The following is a 24,356-nucleotide window of genomic DNA, read 5'->3' on the forward strand; positions in this document are numbered from 1 at the left end:
GGCCCGGATGGAATACCTGCTGCCCTCGGCCGAACTGGTCGAGGAGATTCATGACATCGTCCTGAACCCGGGCGAGTTGCCCGGTCGTGCCCGCGACAAGTCGCTGGAAAGCGCACTTGCACGGGTCGAGAACCGCCTTGCTTACGGCATGATCGACGACGTGTATGCGCTGGCCGCCGCCTATGCGATGGCGGTCGCGCAGGGGCATTGCTTCAACGACGCCAACAAGCGCACCGCTTACCGGGTCATGCAGGTGGTTCTGGACTGGAATGGCGGCATCGAGCCCGACGTGCCGGAAGACATGATGGGCGACAAGATCATCGCCCTCGCCCAAGGGCATATCGACGACGGCCACTTGGCCGAGTGGCTGCGCGAGCGGGCGTGAGCCGCCGCTTCGGCCGGGGCAGGATTGCCCCGGACCGCCCCTTCGTGGCATGACGCCGCATCAGCAAGAGCAAGAATACCCATGTCCGACGACCTTCTTTCGGGCGCGCAAGCGGCCACCGACAGCTATTCCGCCGCCTCGATCGAGGTGCTGGAGGGGCTGGAACCCGTCCGCAAGCGCCCTGGCATGTATATCGGCGGCACCGACGAGCGCGCGCTGCATCACCTCGTGGCCGAGATCCTCGACAACGCGATGGACGAGGCCGTCGCCGGCCACGCCAGCCGCATCGAGGTCGAGTTGCGCGCCGACCAGTCGGTCGTCGTCCGTGACAACGGCCGCGGCATCCCAATTGATCCCCATCCTAAATTCCCCGGCAAGTCGGCGCTCGAGGTGATCCTCTGCACGCTGCACGCGGGCGGGAAGTTCAGCGAGGGCGCCTACCAGACCTCGGGCGGGTTGCACGGGGTCGGCGCCTCGGTCGTGAACGCGCTGTCGGACAGCATGGTGGTCGAGGTCGCCCGGAACCGCGAACTGTGGCGGCAGAGCTTCAGCCGCGGCATCCCGCAGGGTCCGGTCGAGAAGGTCGGCCCCGCCCCGAACCGCCGCGGCACCACCGTCACCTTCCATCCCGACGAGCAGATCTTCGGCCACCACCGGCTGAAGCCCGCGCGCATGATGCGGATGGTCAAGTCCAAGGCCTACCTGCATTCCGGCGTGGAAATCCGCTGGAAGACCGAGATCGACGACGGCGAGACCCCGCGCGAGGCGACCTTCCACTTCCCCGGCGGGCTGTCGGACTACCTGTCCGAACAGCTCGGCCCCGCCACGACCTATGCCGACCGCCCCTTCTCGGGCTTGGTCGAATTCCGCGAGCGTTTCGGCGTGCCCGGCAAGGTCGAGTGGGCGATCAACTGGACGCCCTCGCGCGACGGCTTCATCCAGTCCTACTGCAACACCGTGCCCACCCCCGAAGGCGGCACGCATGAGGCGGGCTTCTGGACGGCGATCCTCAAGGGCATCCGCGCCTATGGCGAGCTGACCAAGAACCGCAAGGCCGAGAACATCACCCGCGACGACCTGCTGACCGGCGGCTGCGCACTGGTGTCCTGCTTCATCGCCGAACCCGAGTTCGTCGGCCAGACCAAGGACCGCCTCGCCACGACCGAGGCCGCCCGGCTGGTCGAGGGCGCCGTGCGCGACCACTTCGACAACTGGCTGGCGGCGGATACCAAGTCGGCGGGCGCGATCCTGGATTTCCTCGTCCTGCGGGCCGAGGAACGGCTGCGCCGGCGGCAGGAAAAGGAAACCGCGCGGAAGTCGGCGACCAAGAAGCTTCGCCTGCCCGGCAAGCTGGTGGACTGCTCGGCGGGCGCGCGCGAGGGGACGGAACTGTTCATCGTCGAGGGCGACTCGGCGGGCGGCTCGGCCAAGTCGGCGCGGGAACGCCAGACGCAGGCGATCATGCCGATCCGGGGCAAGATCCTGAACGTGCTCGGCGCCTCCTCGTCCAAGCTGGGCCAAAACCAAGAGATCGCTGATCTCTGCCAGGCGCTGGGCGTGGGCATGGGGACCAAGTTCCGGGTGGATGACCTGCGCTATGACAAGGTCATCATCATGACCGACGCCGACGTGGACGGCGCGCATATCGCAAGCCTGCTGATGACGTTCTTCTTCACGCAGATGCGGCCGCTGATCGACAAGGGGCACCTCTATCTCGCCTGCCCGCCGCTGTACCGGCTGACGCAGGGCGCGGCCCGCGTCTATGTCGCGGATGATGCCGAGAAGGAGGCATGGTTGGCGAAAGGCCTTGGCGGCAAGGGCAAGATCGACGTCCAGCGCTTCAAGGGCTTGGGCGAGATGGACGCCAAGGACCTGAAGGACACAACCATGAACCCGGCCAGCCGCAAGCTGATCCGCGTCAGCATCGACGAGGAGGAAGGCGGCGAGACCGGCGACCTGGTCGAGCGCCTGATGGGCAAGAAGCCCGAGCTGCGCTTCCAGTACATCCAGGAAAACGCACAGTTCGTGGAAGACGAGGGGCTGGACGTCTAGCCTCTGCCCCGAAAGCCGGGCGGCCCATCCGCCGCCCGGACGGAACGGTCACTTCTGCAGCCGCTCGAGGTATTCCACCAGCCCGACGATTCGGGCGGGGGTCGGGGTCGGGTTGCCGTCGCCCGCGTCGTACATGATCCGCTCGCCATCCAGCAACTGGCCATAGACCGGCATGTGGCTTTCGCTGCGGCCCATCGTGTAGCCGGTGATCCAGCCCAGCACCTGCAGGCGCGGGAAGGTGCCGCCGTGGCGCGCGCTGATCGTCGTCAGGTCGGCGGGGCGCGGCGTCAGCCCTGTGGCCGCCGGTCCGTCGCCCCGGCCCGAGGCGCCGTGGCACGAGGCACAGTAAGTGGCGTAATCCTGCGCCGCCGTGCTCGCCCGCATCTCGGGCGCGCAGGCGACAAGCAGGGCCGCGCTGGCGGCCACCGCAACGGTCAGAATGGCGAGTTTCATCTCTGTCCCCTTGGTTTTCGGGGACTCTGCCCCCCACATGGGACGGAAGGCAAGCCTCGCGCAAAGCGGAAGCCCCGGCAGGGCGACGCTTTTTCGCGCGGTGCCGTCGGACCTTCGGACATGGCTTGCCTGCATTGCCGATGATATTTGCCGGGGAACGCCGCAGGGCGATGCCCGCGCCCATGAAATGGAAGACCGATGCCCCGCGATACGCAGAATGCCCCCACGCTCGCCCTCACCCCTGCCCATGTGGCCCGCGCCCACCGTGAGGTGGACGAGCCGCCCTACGACTCGCAGTGGACGCTGCTGACGGACGATGATCTGGATGCACTGGCGGACGAGCTGACGGCAGGCCGCCCGCGCCCGGTGCCGATCTTCTCCTACGGCTCGCTGATCTGGAACCCGGGCTTCGAGGTGGGCGGTATCCGCCGCGGCACCGCGCCGGGCTGGCACCGCAGCTTCTGCATCCACCTGGACCACTGGCGCGGCTCGCCCGACTGCCCCGGCCTCATGCTGGCGCTGGAGCCGGGCGGCAGCTGCACCGGCCTGATCATGGAGATCGCGCCGGGCACGGAAGGCGAGGCGCTGCGCGCCATCCTCAAGCGCGAACTGGTCGCGCGGGAACTGGCTGACAACGCCCGCTGGATCACCGTGGAAACCGAGCGCGGAATCGAGGAGGCGCTGACCTTCTATGCCGGCACCGTGGGCCAGACCTTGGTGCACCTGACCGTCGAGGAACAGGCACAACGGCTCGCCCATGCCTGTGGTCACGCGGGCTCGGGCGCCGAATACCTGCAGCGCACCGCCGCCGCGCTGGCCGCGCATGGGCTGGACGATCCCTATATGTGGCGGCTGCAGCAGCTTGTCGCCGCCGAGATCGACAGCTGGCCCCATCACGGCACGCCCATCGGTGACGTCTAGGAACGACTGCCCGCCCGTGACGTTCTCTCCCCAACGCCAAAGCGGGAGAGAACCCATGTCGTCCAGCGAGACCACCACCGACCACGACACGATCCGCGAGTGGATCGAAAAGCGCGGCGGCATCCCCACCGTCGTCAAGGGCACCGAGGGCGAGGATGGCGAGGGCATCCTGCGCGTCGACTTCGCCGAGCGCGACGAGAAGCTGGAGGAAATTTCGTGGGAGGAGTTCTTCGAGGTCTTCGAGGATCGCGGCCTTGCCTTCCTCTACCAGGAGGAGACCAAGGACGGGTCCGAAAGCCGCTTCTTCAAGTTTGTCCGGCGCGAGGGCTGAGGCGTAAGCCCTGCAAGGGGCGGATCACGCCCCTGCGGGCACGGTGCGGTCCAGCCGCACCACCCTGTCCATCCGGCCTGCCAGATCCAGGTTATGGGTGGCGATCAGCGCCGCCATCCCCGTCTCGCGCACCAGCGTCATCAGCACGTCGAAGACCCGGTCCGAGGTGGCCGGGTCGAGGTTCCCCGTGGGTTCATCCGCCAGCAACAGTGCGGGCGAGTTGGCCAGCGCCCGGCAAAAGGCCACGCGCTGCTGCTCGCCCCCCGACAGCGCGGCCGGGCGGTGATCGGCGCGGGCGGTCAGGCCCACGCGCCCCAGCAGGTCGCGCGCCCTCGCCTTGGCCGCGCCATCCGCCACGCCATTGGCCAACTGCGGCAGGACGATGTTCTCCAGCGCGGTGAACTCGGGCAGCAGGTGGTGGAACTGGTAGACGAAGCCGACCTCGCGCCGCCGCGCCTCGGTTCGGGCACGGTCCGGCAGCAGGGTCATGTCGCGGCCGTTCAGCACGACGCGGCCCGCATCGGGCGTGTCCAGCAGCCCCGCGACGTGCAGCAGCGTGGATTTCCCCGCGCCTGAAGGGGCGACCAGCGCCACGACCTCGCCCTGAGCCACGGACAGGTCCAGCCCGCGCAGCACCTCGACCGCGCCGGGCGTGCCGGGGTTGTAGGTCTTGGCGATGCCTTCCAGCTTCAGGACGTCATTCATAGCGCAGGGCCTCGACCGGGTTCATGCGGGCCGCGTGGCGGGCCGGGAAGATGGTGACGATGAAGGACAGCGTCAGCGACAGCCCGACCGCCTTGGCGATGTCGATGCCGCGCAGTTCGGCCGGCAGGCGATAGATGCCGCGCACCGCAGGGTCCCAGGCGCCGCCGCCCGAGAACCAGTTGATCCCCGCCATGATGCTGTCCACGTTCAGCGCCAGAAGAACGCCCAGGATCACCCCGGCGATGGTGCCGATGACGCCGGTGAAGGCGCCGCACAGGAAGAAGACACGCAGGACGGCGCCCTCGGTCAGCCCCATGGTCCGCAGGATGCCGATGTCGCGGCCCTTGTTCTTGACCAGCATGATGAGGCCGCTGGTAATGTTCATGGACGCGATCAGCACCAGCACCGAGAGGATCACGAACATCACGTCATCCTCGATGTCGAGCGCCGACAGGAAGGACCCCGAGGCATCGCGCCAGGTCCAGACGATCCCGCCCGGCAGCGCCTCCATCAGGGGCACGGTCAGGGCGTCCACGCCCTCGGGGTCAGAAACGAAGACCTGGATCTCGTCCACCATGCCCTCGCGGTTGAAGAAGGACTGCGCCTCGGCCAGCGGCATGTAGATGCGCGTGCGGTCGATGTCGTAGCGGCCGGCGCTGAAGACATAGACGACGGGATAGGTGGCGATCCTTGGCGTGGTGCCGAAGGCCGTCTGCGCCCCTTGCGGCGAGATCAGCTGAACCACGTCGCCCACGCCGACGCCCAGTTCCCGCGCCATGCCGACGCCGATGGCAATGCCGTTGTTGAAACTGGCAAGGTCGCCCTCGCCCGTCTCGGGATCGGCGACGCGGGGGATGGCCGCCAGGTCCTCGCCTGTCAGCCCGTAGACCTCGGCCACGTTCGAGCGGTCCGAGACACTCGCCATCACCTGCCCGCGCACGACGGGATCGGCGCGCAGGACGCCGGGCAGCGCCTCGATCCGTTCCACCACGGCCGGATAGTCGGAAATCGTGCCCGCGACGGTATAGACCTCGTCCGTCAGCTCGTTGGTGATCGAGCTTGGCGGCAGGTAGACGGTCGAATGGGCGTTCGCGCCAAGGATCGTGTCCACGAACTCGGCCCGGAAGCCGGAACGGACCGCCAGCGTGGCGATCAGCGCCATGACGCCTAGCGCGATGCCGATCAGGCTGATCCAGGTCATGACCGACACGCCGCCCTCGGCGCGCCGCGCGCGCAGATAGCGCCAGGCGATCATGAACTCGTAACGCGAAAACGGGGCCGGGTTCGCCATCAAGGGGCCTTCCTGAAAGGTCGGCGCAAACTGGCCGCAGCGCGTCCCCGATGCAAGGCGACAAGGGCGTGAGCGGTGCAGGAGGCCGCGCTCCATCTTCTGTCCTCAAGTATCCCGGGATGAATGGGGCGGGGGCCCCATTCATGGGCAGCGCCCCGCGTCTTGCCCCCTGCCCCGAACCTCTGCCACAAGCGGGCATGGCCAAACCTGTCACCTCCTTCACCTGCACCGCCTGCGGTGCCGCGCATCGCAAGTGGTCCGGCCGCTGCGAGGCCTGCGGCGAGTGGAACACCATCGTCGAGGAAGCGCCCCTCAGCCAGGGCCCCGGCCGGGGCCTCGGCGCCCAGCGGGGCCGCGCGATTCCCCTCAGCGGCCTGTCCACGACCGAGCCCCCGCCCGCCCGGGCGCCCTCGGGCATCGAGGAACTGGACCGCGTGCTGGGCGGCGGCCTAGTGCCCGGCAGCGCGATCCTGGTCGGCGGCGATCCGGGCATCGGCAAGTCCACGCTGATGCTGCAGGCCGCCGCGGCCTTCGCGCGGCGCGGCACTTCGGCCGTCTATATCAGCGGCGAGGAAGCGGGCGCGCAACTTCGGATGCGGGCGCAGCGGCTGGGTCTGTCCGACGCGCCCGTGCGGCTGGGCACGGAAACCGCCCTTCGCGACATCCTGACGACGCTGGACGCCGAACGCCCCGACGTGGCGGTGATCGACTCAATCCAAACGCTGTGGTCGGACACGGTGGATGCCGCCCCCGGCAGCGTGGGCCAGGTCCGCTCCGCCGCGCATGAACTTGTCACCTTCGCCAAGCGCAGTGGCGTCGCTGTGATCCTTGTCGGCCATGTCACCAAGGAGGGACAGATCGCCGGCCCCCGCGTGGTCGAGCACATGGTGGACACCGTGCTTTACTTCGAGGGCGAGCGCGGCCACCAGTTCCGCATCCTGCGCGCCGTCAAGAACCGCTTCGGCCCGTCGGGCGAAATCGGCGTCTTCGAGATGACGGGCGGCGGGCTGTCCGAAGTCACCAACCCTTCTGCCCTGTTCCTGTCCGAACGCGGCGAGCCCGTCCCCGGCAGTGCCGTCTTTGCCGGCATCGAGGGCACCCGCCCCGTCCTGACCGAGGTTCAGGCGCTGGTCGCGCCCTCGACCCTCGCGGCCCCCCGCCGCACGGTGGTGGGGCTCGACAGCGGCCGCGTCTCGACCATCCTCGCGGTGCTGGAGGCGCGCTGCGGTATTCCTTTTGCCGGGCTCGACGTTTTCCTGAACGTCGCGGGCGGAATGCGCGTCGCGGAACCGGCGGCCGACCTGGCCATCGCGGCGGCCCTTCTCAGCGCGCGCGAGGACCATGCCCTGCCCGCCGAAACGGTGTTTTTCGGCGAGGTCAGCCTGTCGGGGGCGCTACGCCCCGTCGCGCAGGCCGAAAACAGGTTGAAAGAGGCGCAGAAACTTGGTTTTTCCCGGGCCATCCTGCCCGAGGTCCAGAAGGTCGAGGGCGGCGGCGGCATGAGCCTTGCGCGGGTCGCCGATCTGACCAGTTTCACGGGCGAGACATTCGGAGCCGGATGACCGCCCCAGACATGCCGGGCACAGGCCCGCACAGAGGGCGGTAGAGATGGACGGATTCACCCTGATCGACGGCATCGTGGCCGCCGTCATCATCCTGTCGGCGATCCTGGCCTATTCGCGCGGCTTCGTGCGCGAATCGCTGGCGATCATGGGCTGGATCGGCGCCGCGGTGCTGGCCTTCGTCTTCGCGGCCACCATGCGGCCGCTGATCGCGCAGGTGCCCTATCTGGACAGCATCATCGCCGACAACTGCGAGCTTGGCATGATCGCGGGCTTCGCGGTCGTCTTCGCGCTGGCGCTGGTCGTCTTCTCGATCCTGACGCCGCTGTTTTCCTCGGTCGTGCAGCGCTCGGCACTGGGGGGCGTGGACCAGGGCATGGGGTTCCTGTTTGGCGTGGCGCGCGGCATCCTTCTGGTCGTGATCGCCTTCATTGTCTACGATCGCGTGATGACCACCCAGCGCGTCGCCATGGTGGACCAGTCGCGCTCAGCCCAGGTCTTTCAGCAGATGAGCGGCCGCCTGAACCAGCAGATCCCGCAGGACGCCCCCGGCTGGCTGGCCGCGCGGTTCGAGCAGCTGGTGCGCGATTGCACCCCGACGGGCGCTGCCGTCACCCCCTCGGCCCCGACTCCGGCCACCGCCACCAGCGGGACCTGACCTGCGACGCAAGGCAGAACTGCGCGGGGCGGGCGTGACTTTCCGCGCCCCGCCCCCTACATAACGCCCCAGCGGCGGCCCGAGTCGGGTCGCGCCTGCCCCCCGAGCGATTTCGTTTCCCTTCCCGACAGCCACAGGCCGACGCGATGCAGCCCTTTCTTGCGGACCCCTTCGACAGCGACCGGCTGCACGAGGAATGCGGCGTCTTCGGCGTCATCGGCATGGCCGAGGCGGCGAACTTCACGGCCCTCGGCCTGCACGCCCTGCAGCACCGCGGTCAGGAGGCCGGCGGCATCGTCGCATTCGACCCGGACAAGGGCTTCAACAGCGCCCATCGCTTCGGCTATGTCCGCGACAACTTCACCAAGGCGTCCCTGATGGAGACGCTGCCGGGCGAGCTGGCCATCGGCCATGTCCGCTATTCGACGGCAGGGGCCAAGGGCCCGGCGATCCGTGACGTTCAGCCCTTCTTCGGCGAATTTGCCATGGGCGGCTGCGCCATCGCCCATAACGGGAACATCACCAACGCGGCCGCCCTGCGGCGCGAGCTGATCGAGCGCGGCTCGATCTTCCAGTCCGGCTCGGACTCGGAATGCATCATCCACCTGATGGCGCGCTCGATCCAGCGCAACATCCCCGAACGGATGAAGGACGCGCTGCGCCGGGTCGAAGGCGCTTTCTCGGTCATCGCCATGACCCGCACGAAGCTGATCGGCGTGCGCGACCCCTTGGGCGTGCGCCCTCTGGTTCTGGGCAAACTGGCGGGCGACGGCTATGCGCTGGCATCCGAAACCTGCGCGCTGGACATCATCGGCGCCGAGTTCGTCCGCGAGATCGAGCCGGGCGAGATGGTGGTGATCTCGAAGGGCCAGGTCGAAAGCTCTCGTCCCTTCGGTCCCGCCACGGGGCGCTTCTGCATCTTCGAGCATGTCTATTTCAGCCGCCCCGATTCGATCATCGGCGGGCGGTCGGTCTATGAGACCCGCAGCCAGATCGGCGTGGAGCTCGCACGCGAGGCGCCGGTGGACGCAGACCTCGTCTGCCCCGTGCCCGACAGCGGCACCCCCGCCGCCATCGGCTATGCGCGCGAAAGCGGCATTCCCTTCGGCATGGGGATCATCCGCAACCAGTACATGGGCCGCACCTTCATCGAGCCGACCGAGCAGATCCGCAACATGGGCGTCCGGCTGAAGCTGAACGTCAACCGCGCGCTGGTGAAGGGCAAGCGGGTCGTGCTGGTGGACGACTCGGTCGTGCGCGGGACCACCAGCCGCAAGATCAAGGACATGATCCTTGATGCAGGCGCGGCCGAGGTGCATTTCCGCATCGCAAGCCCGCCCACCGCCTGGCCCTGCTTCTACGGCGTGGACACGCCCGACCGCGACAAGCTGCTGGCCGCGCGGATGAGCCCCGAAGAGATGCGGCAGTGGATCGGCGTGGACAGCCTGGCCTTCGTGTCGCTCGACGGCCTTTACCGCGCCGTGGGCGAGGCGCAGGGCCGCAACGCCGCCTGCCCGCAATATTGCGACGCCTGCTTCTCGGGCGACTACCCGGTCGCGCCCTTCGACCAGATGGAGCGCGGCTTCCGCATGAAGCCCGATCCCCTGTCGGGCGACGCCGAGGCGCAGGAGGACCAGACCGGCTACCAGCCCGTGGACCACACCCTGACGCCGAACAGCGCGACCCGCGCCGCCGAATAGATCTATAGCACAAGCGCCTCGATCAGCGCCGCATAGCGGCGCTCGGTCTCGGCCTGCGCGGCGGCGATCTCGGGGATGGACATCAGGCGCGTGTATTCCGCCCGCAGCGCCGCGCCGTGACGCGTGGCAAAGCCGTCGTCGTGGATACGGGCACCGGCAATGCGCTCGAAATACTGGTCCGTGTGGCGGGTGTTGCCCTGCCCCTTTGGCGCCGCGCCCCGGCCCCGGTCCTGCCGCAGCAGGAACGAGGCCAGCGATTTCACCGCGTAGTGGTTGTAATGGGCAAGGCCATAGCGGATCTCCTCGACAGGCACGTTCCGCAGCCGTGTCCACATCTTCTCGCCCGGCGGAATGAAGAAACTCGAACCATCGGCGCGCATCACCATCAGGTCGCCCGGCCCCGCATAACCTATGACCGAGTGGTTGTGGATGTGGCGGAACCGACCCAGTCCCCTTGCCAGCGTCTTGACCGGCCCGTTCGCCCGGTGCCGCTCGGGCAGGCGCCGGGTGAACTGCTCGGTGACTAGGCCGGGGCGCCACTCCTGCTCTTCCGCGGTCCCGAAGGTGCGGGCGTTCAGCATCAGGATGTCCACGTTCTCGCCCGCCGCGGCGGTCAGGTCCTGCACGCGGACTGTCCCGGCCGTGACATCCAGAAATTCGTCGGCATCCAGCACCATCAGCCAGTCGGCGCGGTTCAGCCCGTAGCGCTTCCGCATCCCGGCATAGGCCGCGTGCTGCGGCACCTCGCCGGGCTGGACGGTGCTGCGGAAGTGGGTGATCGCTCCCGCGCGGTCCAGCGCATCCAGCAGCAGGTCCGTGCCGTCGCGGCAGTCGTTCGAGGCAATGAAGATGCGGTCAAAGCCGATGGCCCGATGATGCGCCACGAATTCCAGCGCATAAGGGCCTTCGTCCCGCATGGACGAAACGAGGACATGGCCGAGCGGTCCCGCGCCGTGGTCCCGGTCCTTCGCCGCGTGTCCCGCCGGCGCCTGGTCCTGCATGATCGGTTGTGCCGCCTTCGCTGATCCACGGTCCCTGCCGGGCCGCCGATGTGCGCCCCGCCGGGCGCGAGGTCAAGGCTGGCGCGACCTCAGCCCCGCCCCAGCCGGTGGGCTGCGGCATTCTCGGGCGCACTGGTCGACAGACCGTCCTCGTCGCTGTCGGCCTGCTGGACGATCACCTCGTACAGCGCGGAGATTTCCTGGTCACTGAGATCGTCGATGGTCGCTCCGGGGGGAAGCAATGCCTCCACCGCCTGGCGCGTGGTCCTCGTCATGCGTTTCGCTTTCTAGAGGGGCTCCGCCAGGACCGTACGTGGCGCGTCAGGCGGCATGACGCATGCGGTTCCTGCTCTGGATAGCACAACAAGCGTCGATTCGATACACGCATGCCTTCCATAGGAAGGAAAGCGCCTATGGGGCCTGCAAGGCCGGCGCAGTGACACCGAGAGGTGTGCTGTCGGGACCTGCCTTGCAGGACGTGCCATCGGCTGCTTCCCCCTCGATGGATCACGGGGGGTGGTGCTTGCCACAGGCTCGCGCCAACATGCAGGCGCTTGCCAGCAACGAGGGGCTGAATGTCGCAGAAAACCATTCTGATCACGGGCGCCTCCAGTGGCCTGGGGGCGCATTTTGCGGCGGTTCTGGCGGGGGACGGGGCGCGGGTGATCCTGGCGGCGCGCAGCGCGGGGAAGATCGCGGACCGGGTCGAGGCGATCCGGGCGGCAGGCGGGGTGGCGCAGGCGCTGGCGATGGACGTGGCCGACCCGGCCTCGGTGGCAGAGGCCTTCGGGCAGATCGAGGGGCGCATCGACGTGGTGGTGAACAATGCCGGCATCACCCTGACCACGCCCGCCATCGACACCGACCCGGCCGAGTTCGCCTCGGTCCTGGACACCAACGTTGGGGGCGTCTTCCATGTGGCGCAGGCGGCGGCGCGGCGGATGCGCGACACGGGCGGGGGCGCCATCGTCAACGTGGCCTCGATCCTCGGCTTCCGGGTGACGGGCAATGTCGCGGCCTACACGGCGTCGAAGGCCGCGGTGGTGCAGCTGACGCAGGCCTTGGCGCTGGAATGGGCGCGCTACGGCATCCGCGTGAACGCGCTCTGCCCCGGCTATATCGAGACGCCGCTGAACCGCGACTTCTTCGCAACCGAAGCCGGGCAGGCACTGATCCGGCGCATCCCGCAGCGCAGGCTCGGGCAGCTTGCCGACCTCGACGCGCCCCTGCGGCTGCTCTGTTCCGACGAGGCCCGCTACATGACCGGCTCGTCCATCGTGGTCGATGGCGGCCACCTTTGTTCCAGCCTTTGAGGTTTCCGATGGCTTTCACCATTTCCCCGCGCATCGAGGATTTCCGCCGCCGCATCGCCCGCTTTGTCGAGGACGAGCTGCTGCCTCTCGAGGAAGACCGCGCGAACTTCGACGCGCACGAGAACATCCGCCTCGATGTCCTCGAGGTGATGCGGGACAAGGCGCGCGCCGAGGGGCTGTGGTGCCTGCAGCTGAAGAAGGAGACCGGCGGGCAGGAACTTGGCCGCATGGGCATGGCGGTCTGCTACGAGGAGATGAACCGCTCGCTCTTCGGGCCTGTCGTGTTCAACTCGGCCGCGCCGGATGACGGCAACATGATGGTGCTGGAGAAGGCGGGCACGCCCGAGCAGAAGGACCGCTGGCTCAAACCCATCGTGGAAGGCCGCGTCCGGTCGGCTTTCGTGATGACCGAACCCCATCCCGGCTCTGGCTCGGACCCCGGCGGCATGATGCTGACCACGGCGACGCGGCATGGCGACAGTTACCGCATCCGCGGCCGCAAGTGGTTCATCACCGGGGCCGAGGACGCGCAGCATTTCATCCTGATCGCACGGACCTCGGATGACCCGCGCAAGGGGCTCAGCGCCTTTCTCTTCGACCGCGACACGCCGGGCTGGCGGATTGAGCGGCGCATCCCCATCATGGGTCCCGAGGAACATGGCGGCCATTGCGAGCTGGTCTTCGAGGACATGGAGATCCCGGCCTCGGACCTGCTGCTGAACGAAGGCGACGGGCTGAAGCTGACTCAGATGCGGCTGGGGCCCGCGCGGCTGACGCATTGCATGAGGTGGCTGGGCCTGTCCAAGCGCTGCGTCGAGATCGCCACCACCTACGCCCACGAACGCTTCGCCTTCGGCGAGCGGCTGTCCAAGCGCGAGAGCATCCAGATCATGCTGGGCGACCTCGCCATGCAGATCGAGGTGGGACGCCTGCTGGTGATGAAGGCCGCCTGGGCGCTGGACCAGGGCAGCTATGCCCGCAAGGAGGTGTCCATGGCCAAGGTCCATGTCGCCAACTTGCTGCACAAGGCCGCCGATACCGCGATCCAGATCAACGGCGCGCGCGGCTATTCCAAGGACACGCCGCTGGAATGGATCTACCGCTATGCCCGCCAGGCCCGGCTGGTCGACGGCGCCGACGAGGTCCACAAGATGGTGCTGAGCCGCAACCTCGATGCCGAGGGGCGGGGGTTCTGGTCCTGGCCGGTCGAGGGAGAACAGGCATGAACGAGGTCACGCCCGAAGGTCTCAACCCCTTCCTGGCGGAACATTTCGGTCCCGGCGAGACGCGGCTGACGCGCATCGGCGGCGGGCAGTCGAACCCGACCTTCATCGTCGATCACGGCACCCGCCGCATGGTCCTGCGCAAGCAGCCCGCGGGCGAGATCCTCAAGGGCGCCCATGCCATCGACCGCGAGTTCCGGGTGATGCAGGCCTTGCAGGATACAGATGTCCCGGTGCCCCGCGCGTTGCTGTTCCACCAGGACCCCGCGCTGCTGGGCACGCCCTTCTACCTGATGGACTTCGTCGAGGGACGTGTCTTCTCCGACTGCCGCCTGCCCGACCTCTCCCCGCCCGATCGGCGCGGGATCTACCTGTCGATGGTCCAGACGCTCGCCCGGATGCACGGGGTGCGCCCGGACGAGATCGGCCTGTCGGACTTCGGCCGCCCCGGCGACTACTTCGCCCGTCAGATCCACCGCTGGACCAGCCAGCTCAAGGCGTCGAGCTTTGCGGGTGACAAGCTGCTGCTTGCGCTGTCCGAGCGGCTGGCCGCGCTGCAGCCCCCCGACGACGGTCTGTCCTCGATCGCGCATGGCGACTTCCGCTTGGGCAACATGCTGATCCACCCGACCGAGCCGCGGGTGATCGCAGTCCTCGACTGGGAGCTGTCCACCATCGGCCATCCGCTCGCGGACCTCGGCTTCGCCGCCATGCCCTTCCACACCAGCCCGGACGAATACGGCGGCATCCTCGGCGCGGAAACCGAGGGCATCCCCACCGAGGCCGAGTTCTTCGCCGCCTACCGCGAGACCTACCCCGAGGTCCCCCCGCCCCGTCCCTTCCACATCGCCTTCGCGCTGTTCCGCTTTGCCGTGATCTTCGTGGGCATCGCCGACCGCGCCGCCCAAGGCACCGCCGCCGACCCCGACGCCGCCCGCTACGCCCCCCTCGCAAACCGCTTCGCACAAAGGGCGTGGGAGGTGCTGGGAGAAAGGCCGCCGGGGTAACCGCCTAACCCCCCGCAAGGCCGCCGCGTCAGCAACCTGCGGGCTGGCGCGAAAGTTGAATTGCCCGGCGCCAACTGGCAGATTGCCCCGACGCTGACGCCAGGGATCGCCGTTGTCCGCCGAGATCGCCCCCTCTCCTCTTGTCGCCATGCCGGCCCGGGCGCCGTCTGGGCCAGGGCTGCGGAAACGGCAGTGGCTGCTGCTTGCGCTGCTGCCCCTGCTGGGGCTGGCGCTCTGGGCGGCCGACCGCATCGCCGTGCGGCACTACCTGTCCGCCGGGCAGGCGCGCGCCGAGGCGGCGCTGCGGCTGACCGCCAACGGGCTTGAGGCCGATCTCGCCCGGTATGAGGTCGTCCCGCAACTGCTGGCCGAACTGGAGTTGGTGCGGCGGCTCGTCTCGCATCCAGGGAGCGCCGAACTGCGGCAGGCGACAAGCGTGTGGCTCGCGACTGAGAACGCGGCGCTGCGGGCGGCGGACATCTACCTGATCCAGCCGGACGGGGAAACGATCGCGGCCTCGAACCACCTCGATGGCTCGAACAGCTTCGTCGGGCGCAACTTCAGCTATCGCCCTTATTTCACCGAGGCGATGCAGGGCGGCGCGGGCCGCTTCTACGGGATCGGCACGGCCTCGGGCATCCGGGGCTATTTCTTCTCGGCCCCCGTCTTCGACTTCGCCGGGCGCATCGCGGGCGTGATCGCGGTCAAGGTGGGGGTGGACCGGATCGAGCAATCCTGGCGCGGCGGCGACTTCCGCACCTTTGTCACCGACCCCGAGGGACGCGTCTTCCTGTCCTCGGAACCCCGTTGGCTTTACGCCAGCTTCGAGGCGCCGACCCCGCAGCGGGTGGACCGCACGCTGGCCACGCGCCGCTATGCCGACGCGCCATTGGCCGACCTGCCGGTGGAACGGCGCAACGACCATGGCCGGGTCCTGCTGCGGATCACGACCGACGGCAAGGCGCAGGACTATCTTGCGGCCGCCCAGCAGATGCCCCGCGCGGGCTGGACCGTGCATGTCCTTCTGGACAGCGCCGCCCTGCGGGCCGAGGCGCGGCTGGCAGTCTTCACGGTCATGCTGCTTCTGGGCGCGAGTGCGCTTGGCGCGCTGATCCTGCTGCAGCGCCGCGCCCGCGCGGCCGAGCGCATCGCCATGCAGCAGCAGGCCAATGCCGAACTGGAACGCAGGGTGCAGGAACGCACCGCCGAGCTTGCGCTGCTGAACCGCCAGCTCGGGCAGGAGGTGGCCGAACGCCGCGCGACCGAGGCGGAGCTGAGGGCGGCGCAGGACAGCCTCGTGCAGGTCGGCAAGCTGGCAGCGCTGGGACAGATGTCGGCCTCGCTGTCGCACGAGATCAACCAGCCGCTGGCCGCTGCGCGCAACTATGCCGACAGCGCCGCGATCCTGATCGAGCGCGGCGACTACGCCGAAGCGCGCGAGAACATCCAGGCGATCCTGGCCTTGGTGGACCGCATGGCGGCGATCGGCAAGCACCTGCGGAATGCCGCCCGCCAGCCCGAGGACCAGCTGGGAGCGGTCGATCTGGCCGCGCTGATGCCCGAGACCCAGACCATCGTCGCGGCCCGCCTCGCCAGCAGCGGCGCGGTGCTGGAACTGGACCTGCCCCCCGGCCTGCCGCCGCTGAGGGCCAACCCCACGCGGCTGCAGCAGGTGCTTGTGAACCTGATCACCAACGCCGCCGACGCGGCCGAAGCCGCGGCCGACCGCCGCATCACCCTGTCGGTGCGGTCCGAGGGCGACCGGGTCGTCCTCCGCCTGCGCGACCGGGGACCGGGTGTTCCGCCTGCCATCGCCGACCGCATCTTCGATCCCTTCTTCACCACAAAGGGCATGGGCGCGGGTTTGGGCCTCGGCCTGTCGATCTCGGCCAACATCGTGCGCGACTTCGGCGGCACCATCGCCTGCCGCGACGCCGCCCCCGGCGCCGAGTTCTGCGTCCGCCTGCCCATTGAGGGGGCCACATGACCGCGCGCGTGCTGTTCGTGGATGACGACGCGCAGATGCGCCATTCGACGGCACAGGCCCTGCGGCTCGCGGGCTTCCAGGTCGAGGCCCTGACAGGTGGCGAGGAGGCGCTGGCATTGGCAGGGCCCGGCTTTGCGGGCGTCGTGGTCAGCGACATCCGCATGCCCGGCATGGACGGCATGACGCTGCTGGACCGGCTGCACGAGGTCGATCCCGAGATCCCCGTGATCCTTGTCACCGGCCATGCCGAGGTGCCGCTGGCGGTCGAGGCGATCCGCAAGGGCGCCTATGACTTCATCGAAAAGCCCTTTGTCATGCAGGAGCTGGCGACGGTCATCCGCCGCGCCATCGACCACCGTGCGCTGGTGCTGGAAAACCGCCAGTTGCGCGCGGTGGCGGGCAAGCGCGACGATGTCGAGGCCCGCCTGCCCGGCCGCACGCAGGTCATGGTGGACCTGCGCTATCGCCTGCGCGCGATCGGCGCGTCCGATGCCGACGCGTTGATCATCGGCCCCACGGGTGCCGGAAAAGAGGTCGTGGCGCGGACCCTGCACGACATCTCGGCCCGCGCACTCCTGCCCTTCATCGCCATCAACTGCGCGGCCCTGCCCCAGGCGCTGATCGAAAGCGAGTTGTTCGGCCACGAGGCGGGCGCATTCCCCGGCGCGCTGCGCCCCCGCTATGGCAAGTTCGAACATGCCCGCGGCGGCACGGTGCTGCTGGACGAGATCGGCTCGATGCCGCCGGACCTGCAGGCCAAGCTGCTGCGCGTGCTGCAGGAACGTGTCATCACGCGGCTTGGGTCGAACGATCCGGTGCCGCTGGACGTGCGCTTCATCGCCACGAGCAAGGTGGACCTGGCCGAACTGGTCGCAAGCGGGCAGTTCCGCGAGGACCTGTTCTGGCGCCTCAATGTCGCCGTCCTGCGCGTGCCGCCCCTGTCCGCCCGCCGTGAGGATATCCCCCTGCTGTTCCTGCAGCTGATGCGGGAGGCGGCCGCCCGCCACAGCCTGCCCGAACGCGAGGTTCCGCCCGCCTTCCTGGCCGGTCTTGCCGCCCGCGACTGGCCCGGCAACGTGCGCGAGCTGCGCAATCTGGCCGAACGGACCGTCCTTGGGCTTGAGGATACCGATCCCGACACGGACCCCGACGGCACCGAAACCGGCCGCCTGCCCGACCGCGTGGCGGCTTTTGAACGCAGCCTGATCGCGGGCGCCATTGCCGCGCATGGGGGGCGGCTGCGGGCGGTCTACGAATCCCTCGGGATCTCTCGGAAGACGCTTTACGAGAAGATGCAGAAATATGGCCTGGATCGCCGCCTGATTGTCGAGGCGGCCGAGGACCACGACGCCTGATCCCGGCGATGGGTGGATTTCCACCCATCGTCGCGGGCACCATGTCCCCATCTCCACCCATCCTTGTCCTCGCGCTGCCATAAACTCGGGCAGTCCGGCGGATTTGCTTGCTCGCAAGGCCTCGCCTGCGCGAATGTTTCCGGCAGGCGCGGCGCTATGGAGAAGACGCCGCTCTCGTCGCATCTGGGAGGATAGATGTCTGTTTCCAAACTGTTCGGCGCGCTTTGCGCCGTCACGATCATGGCTGCGCCCGGTTTCGCGCAGGATTATCCCGCACGCACGATGACGATGGTCATCCCCTTCTCGGCGGGCGGCCCCACCGACACCGTGGCGCGGCTTCTGGCCGAGCGCATGTCGGCCGACCTGGGCCAGCAGATCATCGTGGAAAACGTGACCGGCGCCGGCGGCACCCTGGGCGCGGACCGCGTCGCCAAGGCCGAGCCCGACGGCTATACCATGCTGCTGCACCACATGGGCATGGCGACCTCGGCCACGCTGTACCGCACCCTGCCCTACGACCCGCTGAACGACTTCGACTATGTGGGCGAGGTCGTGGACGTGCCGATGATGATCACGGCGCGCAAGGACTTCGAGCCCACCGACATGGCGGGCTTCATCGACTATGTGAAGGCCAATGCCGGGAACCTGACCCTGGCCAATGCCGGGATCGGCGCGGTCAGCCAGCTTTGCGGGATGCTGCTGATGCACTCGCTGGACGCGCAGCTGACCACCGTTCCCTACAAGGGCACGGGTCCGGCGATGACCGATCTTCTGGGCGGGCAGGTGGACATCCTCTGCGACCAGACCACCAACACCACCCAGCAGGTGCAGGCCGGCACGATCAAGGCCTATGCCGTGACCACGCCCGAGCGTCTGGACCTGTTCCCCGACCTGCCGACCGCCGTCGAAAGCGGCCTGCCGGACATGGAGCTGTCCGTCTGGCATGGCGTCTATACCCCCAAGGGGACGCCGGCCGAGATCAACGAGCGTCTGGCCAAGGCGATGCAGGTCGCGCTGGCGGATGAAGGCGTGATCAAGCAGCTGGCCGAGCTCGGCTCGACCCCCGTCGCCGCGGACAAGGTCACGCCCGAGGCGCTGAAGACCAAGCTGGAATCGGAAATCGCCCGCTGGAAGCCGATCATCGAGGCTGCCGGGGTTTACGCGGACTGATCCGCACCGCCTGACCTGAAACGCCCGCCGCCCTTCGTCGGGGCGGCGTGCTCAATCCAAGAGACCGGAGGGAAACGCGTGTCCACACGACAAAAAGACGACACCGACCTGATCGCCGGCATCGGCCTGATGGCCGCCGCGGCCTTTTTCGGCTGGCAGACGATCGGACTGGAAATCGGCACGTCGCTGCGCATGGGGCCGGGCTATTTCCCGATGATCCTGTCGGGGCTGCTGTTCATCCTGGGACTGCTGGTCACCATCAAGTCCTTCGGCCGCGAGGGCGAGCCGGGCACCCCCATCGCCTGGCGGGGCATCCTGTTCATCCTGCCCGCGCCGATCTTCTTCGGCCTGACTGTGCGCGGCCTGGGCTTCGTTCCGGCGCTGTTCTTCACCACGCTGATCGCCTCGCAGGCCTCGGTGAAGATGCGGCCGATGTATGCGCTGGTTCTGGCGGTGGCGGTCACGGTGATGTCCACGCTGATCTTCAGCTATGGCCTGGGGCTGCCCTTCCGGCGCTTCGGTCCCTGGCTTCCGTTCTGAGGGCCTGCCAATGGATCTTCTCTCCAACCTCGCCATGGGCTTCTCGGTCGCCTCGTCGATCGCGAACCTGGGCTTCTGCCTGATCGGCGTCATCCTCGGCACGCTGATCGGCGTCCTGCCTGGCATCGGCGCCACGGCGACCATCGCCATGCTGCTGCCGATCACCTTCCAGCTGGAACCGGTCAGCTCGCTGATCATGCTGGCGGGCATCTACTACGGTGCGCAATACGGCGGCTCGACCACCGCCATCCTGATCAACATGCCGGGCGAAAGCTCGTCGGCCGTCACCGCCATCGACGGCTACCAGATGGCCCGCAAGGGCCGCGCGGGGACGGCACTGGCCACCGCCGCGATCGGGTCCTTCTTCGCGGGCAGCGTGGCAACCTTCCTCGTCGCGCTGTTTGCCCCGCCGCTGACCGCCGTCGCCCTGCAGTTCGGTGCGGCCGAGTATTTCAGCCTGATGGTGCTGGGTCTCGTCATGTCGGTGGCGCTGGCGCATGGCTCGGTCCTCAAGGCGCTGGCGATGGTTGTGCTGGGGCTTCTCCTGGGGATCGTCGGCACCGACATCTACACCGGCACCCCCCGCTTCACGATGGGGATCACCCAGTTCGCGGACGGCCTGAACTTCGTCGCGGTGGCCATCGGCGTCTTCGGCTTCGCCGAGATCCTGCGCAACCTCGAGGACGAGCATGAACGCGAGGTGATGACCCGCAACATCAACCGCCTGTTCCCCTCGCGTCAAGAATTCCGCGAGATGGCCGGCCCGATCCTGCGCGGCACGGGCATCGGCTCGGTTCTGGGCATCCTGCCGGGCGGCGGCGCGATCCTGGCGTCCTTCGCCTCCTACACGATGGAAAAGAAGCTGTCGAAGACGCCCGAGGAATTCGGGAAGGGCGCGCTGGCCGGCGTCGCCGGTCCAGAAAGCGCCAACAACGCGGGCGCGCAGACCTCGTTCATCCCGCTGCTGACCCTCGGCATCCCGGCCAACCCGGTGATGGCTCTGATGATCGGCGCGATGATCATCCAGGGCATCGTCCCCGGCCCCAGCGTCGTCACCGACCAGCCGCAGCTCTTCTGGGGCATCATCGCCTCGATGTGGATCGGCAACCTGATGCTGGTGGTGCTGAACCTGCCGCTGATCGGGCTGTGGGTGAAGCTGCTGACCGTGCCCTATTACGTGCTGTTCCCGATCATCATGGCGATGTCCGCGATCGGGGTCTATTCGGTCAACGGCAACCCCTACGACCTGTTCGCCGTCGCCTTCTTCGGCCTGCTCGGCTACATCATGTCCAAGCTGCGGTTCGAGCCGGCGCCCCTGCTGCTGGGTTTCGTCCTTGGCCCGCTGCTGGAAGAAAACCTGCGCCGCGCCATGATCCTGTCGCGCGGCGACCCCACGACCTTCGTGACCCGTCCCATCAGCGCCGGGCTTCTGGTCGTGTCGCTGATCGTGCTGGTGCTGGTCTTCCTGCCGCAGATCCGCAAGCAGCGCGACGAGGTCTTCACCGAAAGCGAAGGCTGATCCCTGGTCCGGGGCGCGCAGCCCTGCGCCCCGGCTTTCGCATACCCCTGCAAGTTCCAACGGGAGAATGACATGATCCTGACCCTGACCCGCCGCGCCCTGATGGGCACGGCCTTGGCCTTCGGGCTGGCGGGCGCCGCCGCGGCGCAAGACTTCCCCGACCGCGCGATCACGCTGGTGATCCCCTTTGCCGCGGGCGGCTCGACCGACGTGGTGGGCCGCATCGTCGCCGACCGCATGAGCCAGGAACTCGGCCAGCAGATCGTCGTGCAGAACGTCGGCGGAGCGGGCGGCTCGCTGGGCGCCCAGCAGGTCGCCAAGGCGGATGCCGACGGCTACACCATCCTGATGGGGACCGTGGCCACCCACGCGCTGAACCCGCTGATCCTCAAGCAGAAGCCCTACGACCCGGTCGCGGACTTCGCGCCCGTGTCGCTGCTGGTGCTGGTGCCGAACGTGCTGGCCGTGAACCCCGCGCTGCCGGTCAACACCGTGCAGGAACTGATCGACCTCGCGAAGAAAGAGCCGCTGGCCTATGCCTCGTCGGGCAACGGCACGCCGCTGCACCTGTCGGGCGAGCTGTTCAAGACCATGGCCGGCGTGGACATCACCCATATCCCCTACAAGGGCTCGGGCCCCGCGCTGACGGACGTGCTGGGCAACCAGGTGCCGGTGATCTTTGACAACCTGCCCTCGGCGTCCAGCCACATTTCCAGCGGCAAGCTCAAGGCGCTGGGCGTGACGACGGCCGAGCGCGCGCCCTCCTTCCCGGACGTTCCCGCCATTGCGGAAACGCTGCCGGGCTACGAAACCTACAGCTGGAACGCGCTCTTTGCCCCGGCCGGTACCCCGCCCGAGGTGGTCGAAACCCTGGCCAGCGCCGCCAAGACCGCGATGGCCGACCCGGCCGTGGTCGCGCGCATGGCCGAGTTCTCGGCCGAGATCGTGGCCTCGGGTCCCGAGGAACTGGCCGAGCACGTCAAGGCCGAGATGACCAAGTGGGAACCGGTCGTGGTCGAGGCCAACGTCAGCCTCGACTGATCCCGGCCCATCCCTGCACAGCGCCGGGGCCATCGCGGCCCCGGCGTTTTCATGTGCCCTTCCGCCGCGGCGGAAGGGCGCGGGACCGCATCTTCTTAGAAGTTGACTGGTTCTCTCGGATAAATTACCGAAGCTCGCGTAGTCCTCCCAGAGTCGAGGTCGCCGTGCTTGCTCCGTTTCTCATCATGCTGCGCGAAGGGATGGAGGCGGCGCTGATCGTCGGCATCATCGCCACCTATCTTCAGCGCACGGGACGCGGCGCCTGGATGCCCGCCGTCTGGACCGGCGTCCTGCTGGCCGTGGCGCTGTCGCTGTTCGTGGGCGCGGGCCTGCAGGTCCTGCAGGCGGGCTTTCCCCAGAAGACGCAGGAAGCCTTCGAGGCCGCCGTGGCGCTGGTCGCCGTGGGCGTGCTGCTGGGCATGGTGACCTGGATGCGGAACTCGGCCCGCTCCATCAGGGGCGCGCTGCAGGGCTCGGTGGACGCGGCCTTCACCCGGCCGCAGGGCGCCGCCTGGGCCTTGGTCGGGGCGGCCTTCCTTGCCGTGGCGCGCGAGGGGCTGGAATCGGTCTTCTTCCTGCTCGCGATCTTTCAGCAGAGCCCCGGCCTCGGGGCGCCCCTGGGCGCGCTGCTGGGGGTGGCCCTGTCGGTCGCCTTGGGGATCGCGGTCTATCGCGGGGGCGTCCGGCTGGACCTGCGGCAGTTCTTCACCTGGACCGGCATCTTCATCGTCTTTGTGGCGGCGGGGCTGTTTTCCAGCGCGCTGCGCAGCCTGCACGAGGCCGGGCTGTGGAACCACCTGCAACAGCCGCTGTACGACTTGACGCGAGTGCTGCCGGTGTCCTCGGTACCCGGCACGATCCTGTCCGGCCTTCTGGGCTATCACGACCGCCCCACCGTCGGTGAGGGCCTGGGCTGGGCGCTGGTGGCCTTCGGCGGGCTGTGGTTCTTCCTGCGCCCGGCCCCCGCGCCGCGGCTGCGCGTGCAGGGGTAAGGCGATGACGGACTCGCATGCCCCCCGCAGCATGACGCCGATGCTGGTCGGCGCGGGCGCGCTGGCCGTGGCGGGACTGGTGGCCTTCGCCTGGGCCGCCCGCACCAACGCGCCCCAGCCGGTGGACGGCGCGCTGCAGGTCGCCGTCACGGAAACCGCCTGCGCGCCCATGGCGCTGACCGTGCCCGCGGGCCCGGCCAGCTTCGTGATCCGCAACGACTCCTCTCGTCCGCTGGAATGGGAGATCCTCGACGGCGTCATGGTCGTGGCCGAGCGCGAGAACATCGCCCCCGGCTTCACCGCCACGCTGACGGAACGGCTGAAGCCCGGCACCTACCAGATCACCTGCGGCCTGCTGTCGAACCCGCGCGGCACGCTGACCGTGACCGCCACCGCCGCGTCCGAGGCCGCGCGCACCGCCCCCCCGCTGGCCGAGTTCATCGGGCCGCTGTCGGAAATGCAGGTCCGGCTGATCCAGGCCGGCGCCGCGCTGGAACGCGACGCCAAGGGGCTGGCGGATGCGATCGCGGCGGGCGACCTGGGGGCGGCGCGTACTGCCTATGCCACGGCCCGCGCCGACTGGGCACGGCTGGGGACAGCCACGGCACGGGCGAGCGACCTCGTCAACCGGATGTCGCCCACGGCGGCCATGCTTGCGGGGCGCGAGGGCGACCCGGGCTTCACAGGCTTCCACCGCATCGAATACGGGCTCTGGTCGCAGGGTTCGACCGAGGGGCTGGAGCCTGTGGCCCGCAGCCTCGCCGAGGACGCGGGCGCCCTGCGCACTCGGCTGCGCGAGATCACGCTGGCCCCCGCCGACATCGCAGGCGACGCGGCACGGCTGGCCCGCCACCTGGCCGAGGGGCAGGTGCGGCAAGGCGTCAACCTGTATTCCGGCCAGGACGCGGCCGAGTTCGCCGCCGCGCTGGACGGCTTGGCGGGGGCCGCGCAGGTGCTGTCGCCCCTGGTCACCGCCGCCGCGCCCGAGGCTGCCGCCCGGGTGCAGGCCGAGATCGACCGTACCCGCACGGCAATCGACGCGATGACCGCCGACCCCTCGCCCGCCGCGCGCGACCGCGTGGCCCATGGCTTCACCGCACTGGCCGGGGCGCTGGACGCGCTGAACCCGGCCCTGGGACTCGAGACCTGA

22 protein-coding genes and 1 pseudogene are annotated in these 24,356 nt (G+C 68.7%); 18 read left to right on the plus strand and 5 right to left on the minus strand.

The window, feature by feature from the left end; genetic code table 11:
* The first annotated feature begins 7 nt into the window (after nucleotides 1-7).
* Together BLQ03_RS09840 and parE are read left to right on the plus strand one after the other, a co-directional pair.
* A complete protein-coding gene (locus BLQ03_RS09840) occupies nucleotides 8-385 on the plus strand; it encodes a type II toxin-antitoxin system death-on-curing family toxin (RefSeq protein WP_090755379.1) in 378 nt (125 codons plus the stop codon).
* Nucleotides 386-466: 81 nt separating this feature from the next.
* On the plus strand, nucleotides 467-2,437 hold the full coding sequence (parE, locus tag BLQ03_RS09845; protein ID WP_090755382.1) for a DNA topoisomerase IV subunit B: 1,971 nt from the start codon (nucleotides 467-469) through the stop codon (nucleotides 2,435-2,437).
* A gap of 48 nt (nucleotides 2,438-2,485) precedes the next feature.
* On the opposite strand, the gene BLQ03_RS09850 is transcribed toward parE, so the two are convergent.
* On the minus strand, nucleotides 2,486-2,890 hold the full coding sequence (locus tag BLQ03_RS09850; RefSeq protein WP_090755384.1) for a c-type cytochrome: 405 nt from the start codon (nucleotides 2,888-2,890) through the stop codon (nucleotides 2,486-2,488).
* Nucleotides 2,891-3,088: 198 nt separating this feature from the next.
* On the opposite strand from BLQ03_RS09850, the gene BLQ03_RS09855 reads away from it, so the two are divergent.
* Nucleotides 3,089-3,811, plus strand: coding sequence for a gamma-glutamylcyclotransferase (locus tag BLQ03_RS09855; RefSeq protein ID WP_090755387.1), 723 nt, complete (start codon nucleotides 3,089-3,091; stop codon nucleotides 3,809-3,811).
* Nucleotides 3,812-3,866: 55 nt separating this feature from the next.
* Nucleotides 3,867-4,142 carry a hypothetical protein gene (locus BLQ03_RS09860; protein WP_090755390.1) on the plus strand — a complete coding sequence of 92 codons (276 nt, stop codon included), beginning with the start codon at nucleotides 3,867-3,869 and terminating at the stop codon, nucleotides 4,140-4,142.
* A gap of 24 nt (nucleotides 4,143-4,166) precedes the next feature.
* Here BLQ03_RS09860 and BLQ03_RS09865 read toward each other — a convergent pair whose 3' ends face one another.
* Nucleotides 4,167-4,847 (minus strand): ABC transporter ATP-binding protein, encoded by a 681-nt coding sequence (locus BLQ03_RS09865; RefSeq protein WP_090755392.1) that lies wholly within the window; start codon nucleotides 4,845-4,847, stop codon nucleotides 4,167-4,169.
* Nucleotides 4,840-6,138, minus strand: a complete 1,299-nt coding sequence (locus BLQ03_RS09870) for a lipoprotein-releasing ABC transporter permease subunit (protein WP_090755395.1) — start codon at nucleotides 6,136-6,138, stop codon at nucleotides 4,840-4,842. The genes BLQ03_RS09865 and BLQ03_RS09870 overlap by 8 nt, the downstream gene beginning before the upstream one ends.
* Before the next feature lie 197 nt (nucleotides 6,139-6,335).
* Between BLQ03_RS09870 and radA the strand changes: the two genes are divergently transcribed.
* From radA to purF, 3 genes and pseudogenes are all read left to right on the plus strand, one after another.
* On the plus strand, nucleotides 6,336-7,700 hold the full coding sequence (gene radA / locus BLQ03_RS09875) for a DNA repair protein RadA (protein WP_090755398.1): 1,365 nt from the start codon (nucleotides 6,336-6,338) through the stop codon (nucleotides 7,698-7,700).
* Nucleotides 7,701-7,746: 46 nt separating this feature from the next.
* Nucleotides 7,747-8,358: a CvpA family protein gene (locus tag BLQ03_RS09880; RefSeq protein ID WP_090755400.1), complete on the plus strand. Its 612-nt coding sequence runs from the start codon at nucleotides 7,747-7,749 to the stop codon at nucleotides 8,356-8,358.
* 146 nt (nucleotides 8,359-8,504) lie between these two features.
* Nucleotides 8,505-9,953: pseudogene (purF, locus tag BLQ03_RS09885) on the plus strand (amidophosphoribosyltransferase); the annotation flags it as partial.
* 107 nt (nucleotides 9,954-10,060) lie between these two features.
* Here the strand turns inward: purF and BLQ03_RS09890 are convergent.
* Both BLQ03_RS09890 and BLQ03_RS09895 read right to left on the minus strand, forming a co-directional pair.
* Nucleotides 10,061-11,059: a glycosyltransferase family 2 protein gene (locus BLQ03_RS09890; protein WP_090755403.1), complete on the minus strand. Its 999-nt coding sequence runs from the start codon at nucleotides 11,057-11,059 to the stop codon at nucleotides 10,061-10,063.
* Between the two features lie 89 nt (nucleotides 11,060-11,148).
* Entirely contained in the window at nucleotides 11,149-11,334 is a 186-nt protein-coding gene (locus BLQ03_RS09895; RefSeq protein WP_090755406.1) for a hypothetical protein, read from the minus strand.
* Between the two features lie 300 nt (nucleotides 11,335-11,634).
* Between BLQ03_RS09895 and BLQ03_RS09900 the strand changes: the two genes are divergently transcribed.
* The 11 genes from BLQ03_RS09900 to efeO all read left to right on the plus strand — a co-directional run bounded on the left by BLQ03_RS09900 (nucleotide 11,635) and on the right by efeO (nucleotide 24,356).
* Nucleotides 11,635-12,372, plus strand: a complete 738-nt coding sequence (locus tag BLQ03_RS09900) for an SDR family NAD(P)-dependent oxidoreductase (RefSeq protein ID WP_090755408.1) — start codon at nucleotides 11,635-11,637, stop codon at nucleotides 12,370-12,372.
* A gap of 8 nt (nucleotides 12,373-12,380) precedes the next feature.
* The gene (locus BLQ03_RS09905) at nucleotides 12,381-13,598 is read left to right on the plus strand and encodes an acyl-CoA dehydrogenase family protein (RefSeq protein ID WP_090755411.1); all 1,218 of its coding nucleotides are present in this window, start codon (nucleotides 12,381-12,383) and stop codon (nucleotides 13,596-13,598) included.
* Nucleotides 13,595-14,602, plus strand: coding sequence for a phosphotransferase family protein (locus BLQ03_RS09910; protein WP_090755413.1), 1,008 nt, complete (start codon nucleotides 13,595-13,597; stop codon nucleotides 14,600-14,602). Before BLQ03_RS09905 ends, BLQ03_RS09910 begins: the two co-directional genes overlap by 4 nt.
* Nucleotides 14,603-14,714: 112 nt before the next feature.
* Nucleotides 14,715-16,589 carry a sensor histidine kinase gene (locus BLQ03_RS09915; protein ID WP_245688807.1) on the plus strand — a complete coding sequence of 625 codons (1,875 nt, stop codon included), beginning with the start codon at nucleotides 14,715-14,717 and terminating at the stop codon, nucleotides 16,587-16,589.
* On the plus strand, nucleotides 16,586-17,944 hold the full coding sequence (locus BLQ03_RS09920; protein WP_090755416.1) for a sigma-54-dependent transcriptional regulator: 1,359 nt from the start codon (nucleotides 16,586-16,588) through the stop codon (nucleotides 17,942-17,944). The genes BLQ03_RS09915 and BLQ03_RS09920 overlap by 4 nt, the downstream gene beginning before the upstream one ends.
* A gap of 195 nt (nucleotides 17,945-18,139) precedes the next feature.
* Entirely contained in the window at nucleotides 18,140-19,114 is a 975-nt protein-coding gene (locus BLQ03_RS09925) for a tripartite tricarboxylate transporter substrate-binding protein (protein WP_090755419.1), read from the plus strand.
* 78 nt (nucleotides 19,115-19,192) lie between these two features.
* Nucleotides 19,193-19,654: a tripartite tricarboxylate transporter TctB family protein gene (locus BLQ03_RS09930; RefSeq protein WP_090755422.1), complete on the plus strand. Its 462-nt coding sequence runs from the start codon at nucleotides 19,193-19,195 to the stop codon at nucleotides 19,652-19,654.
* Nucleotides 19,655-19,664: 10 nt separating this feature from the next.
* The gene (locus BLQ03_RS09935) at nucleotides 19,665-21,173 is read left to right on the plus strand and encodes a tripartite tricarboxylate transporter permease (protein WP_090755424.1); all 1,509 of its coding nucleotides are present in this window, start codon (nucleotides 19,665-19,667) and stop codon (nucleotides 21,171-21,173) included.
* Nucleotides 21,174-21,245: 72 nt separating this feature from the next.
* Nucleotides 21,246-22,214, plus strand: a complete 969-nt coding sequence (locus tag BLQ03_RS09940) for a Bug family tripartite tricarboxylate transporter substrate binding protein (RefSeq protein ID WP_090755426.1) — start codon at nucleotides 21,246-21,248, stop codon at nucleotides 22,212-22,214.
* A gap of 164 nt (nucleotides 22,215-22,378) precedes the next feature.
* Nucleotides 22,379-23,206, plus strand: coding sequence for an iron uptake transporter permease EfeU (efeU, locus tag BLQ03_RS09945; protein WP_090755428.1), 828 nt, complete (start codon nucleotides 22,379-22,381; stop codon nucleotides 23,204-23,206).
* Nucleotides 23,207-23,210: 4 nt separating this feature from the next.
* Nucleotides 23,211-24,356 (plus strand): iron uptake system protein EfeO, encoded by a 1,146-nt coding sequence (gene efeO, locus BLQ03_RS09950; protein WP_090755431.1) that lies wholly within the window; start codon nucleotides 23,211-23,213, stop codon nucleotides 24,354-24,356.

This window comes from Paracoccus chinensis, assembly GCF_900102885.1.
GTDB classification, from domain to species: Bacteria; Pseudomonadota; Alphaproteobacteria; order Rhodobacterales; family Rhodobacteraceae; genus Paracoccus; species Paracoccus chinensis.

Excerpts from the sequence above, each read along its gene's own strand:
- BLQ03_RS09920 (WP_090755416.1), top strand. The coding sequence starts at position 16,586 with ATGACCGCGCGCGTGCTGTTCGTGGATGACGACGCGCAGATGCGCCAT.
- BLQ03_RS09905 (WP_090755411.1), top strand. The coding sequence starts at position 12,381 with ATGGCTTTCACCATTTCCCCGCGCATCGAGGATTTCCGCCGCCGCATC.
- efeO (WP_090755431.1), top strand. The coding sequence starts at position 23,211 with ATGACGGACTCGCATGCCCCCCGCAGCATGACGCCGATGCTGGTCGGC.
- BLQ03_RS09880 (WP_090755400.1), top strand. The coding sequence starts at position 7,747 with ATGGACGGATTCACCCTGATCGACGGCATCGTGGCCGCCGTCATCATC.
- BLQ03_RS09890 (WP_090755403.1), bottom strand. The coding sequence starts at position 11,059 with ATGCAGGACCAGGCGCCGGCGGGACACGCGGCGAAGGACCGGGACCAC.
- BLQ03_RS09855 (WP_090755387.1), top strand. The coding sequence starts at position 3,089 with ATGCCCCGCGATACGCAGAATGCCCCCACGCTCGCCCTCACCCCTGCC.
- BLQ03_RS09910 (WP_090755413.1), top strand. The coding sequence starts at position 13,595 with ATGAACGAGGTCACGCCCGAAGGTCTCAACCCCTTCCTGGCGGAACAT.
- BLQ03_RS09840 (WP_090755379.1), top strand. The coding sequence starts at position 8 with ATGGAATACCTGCTGCCCTCGGCCGAACTGGTCGAGGAGATTCATGAC.
- BLQ03_RS09870 (WP_090755395.1), bottom strand. The coding sequence starts at position 6,138 with ATGGCGAACCCGGCCCCGTTTTCGCGTTACGAGTTCATGATCGCCTGG.
- parE (WP_090755382.1), top strand. The coding sequence starts at position 467 with ATGTCCGACGACCTTCTTTCGGGCGCGCAAGCGGCCACCGACAGCTAT.
- BLQ03_RS09900 (WP_090755408.1), top strand. The coding sequence starts at position 11,635 with ATGTCGCAGAAAACCATTCTGATCACGGGCGCCTCCAGTGGCCTGGGG.
- BLQ03_RS09895 (WP_090755406.1), bottom strand. The coding sequence starts at position 11,334 with ATGACGAGGACCACGCGCCAGGCGGTGGAGGCATTGCTTCCCCCCGGA.
- BLQ03_RS09850 (WP_090755384.1), bottom strand. The coding sequence starts at position 2,890 with ATGAAACTCGCCATTCTGACCGTTGCGGTGGCCGCCAGCGCGGCCCTG.
- BLQ03_RS09925 (WP_090755419.1), top strand. The coding sequence starts at position 18,140 with ATGTCTGTTTCCAAACTGTTCGGCGCGCTTTGCGCCGTCACGATCATG.
- radA (WP_090755398.1), top strand. The coding sequence starts at position 6,336 with ATGGCCAAACCTGTCACCTCCTTCACCTGCACCGCCTGCGGTGCCGCG.
- BLQ03_RS09860 (WP_090755390.1), top strand. The coding sequence starts at position 3,867 with ATGTCGTCCAGCGAGACCACCACCGACCACGACACGATCCGCGAGTGG.
- BLQ03_RS09865 (WP_090755392.1), bottom strand. The coding sequence starts at position 4,847 with ATGAATGACGTCCTGAAGCTGGAAGGCATCGCCAAGACCTACAACCCC.
- BLQ03_RS09935 (WP_090755424.1), top strand. The coding sequence starts at position 19,665 with ATGGATCTTCTCTCCAACCTCGCCATGGGCTTCTCGGTCGCCTCGTCG.
- BLQ03_RS09940 (WP_090755426.1), top strand. The coding sequence starts at position 21,246 with ATGATCCTGACCCTGACCCGCCGCGCCCTGATGGGCACGGCCTTGGCC.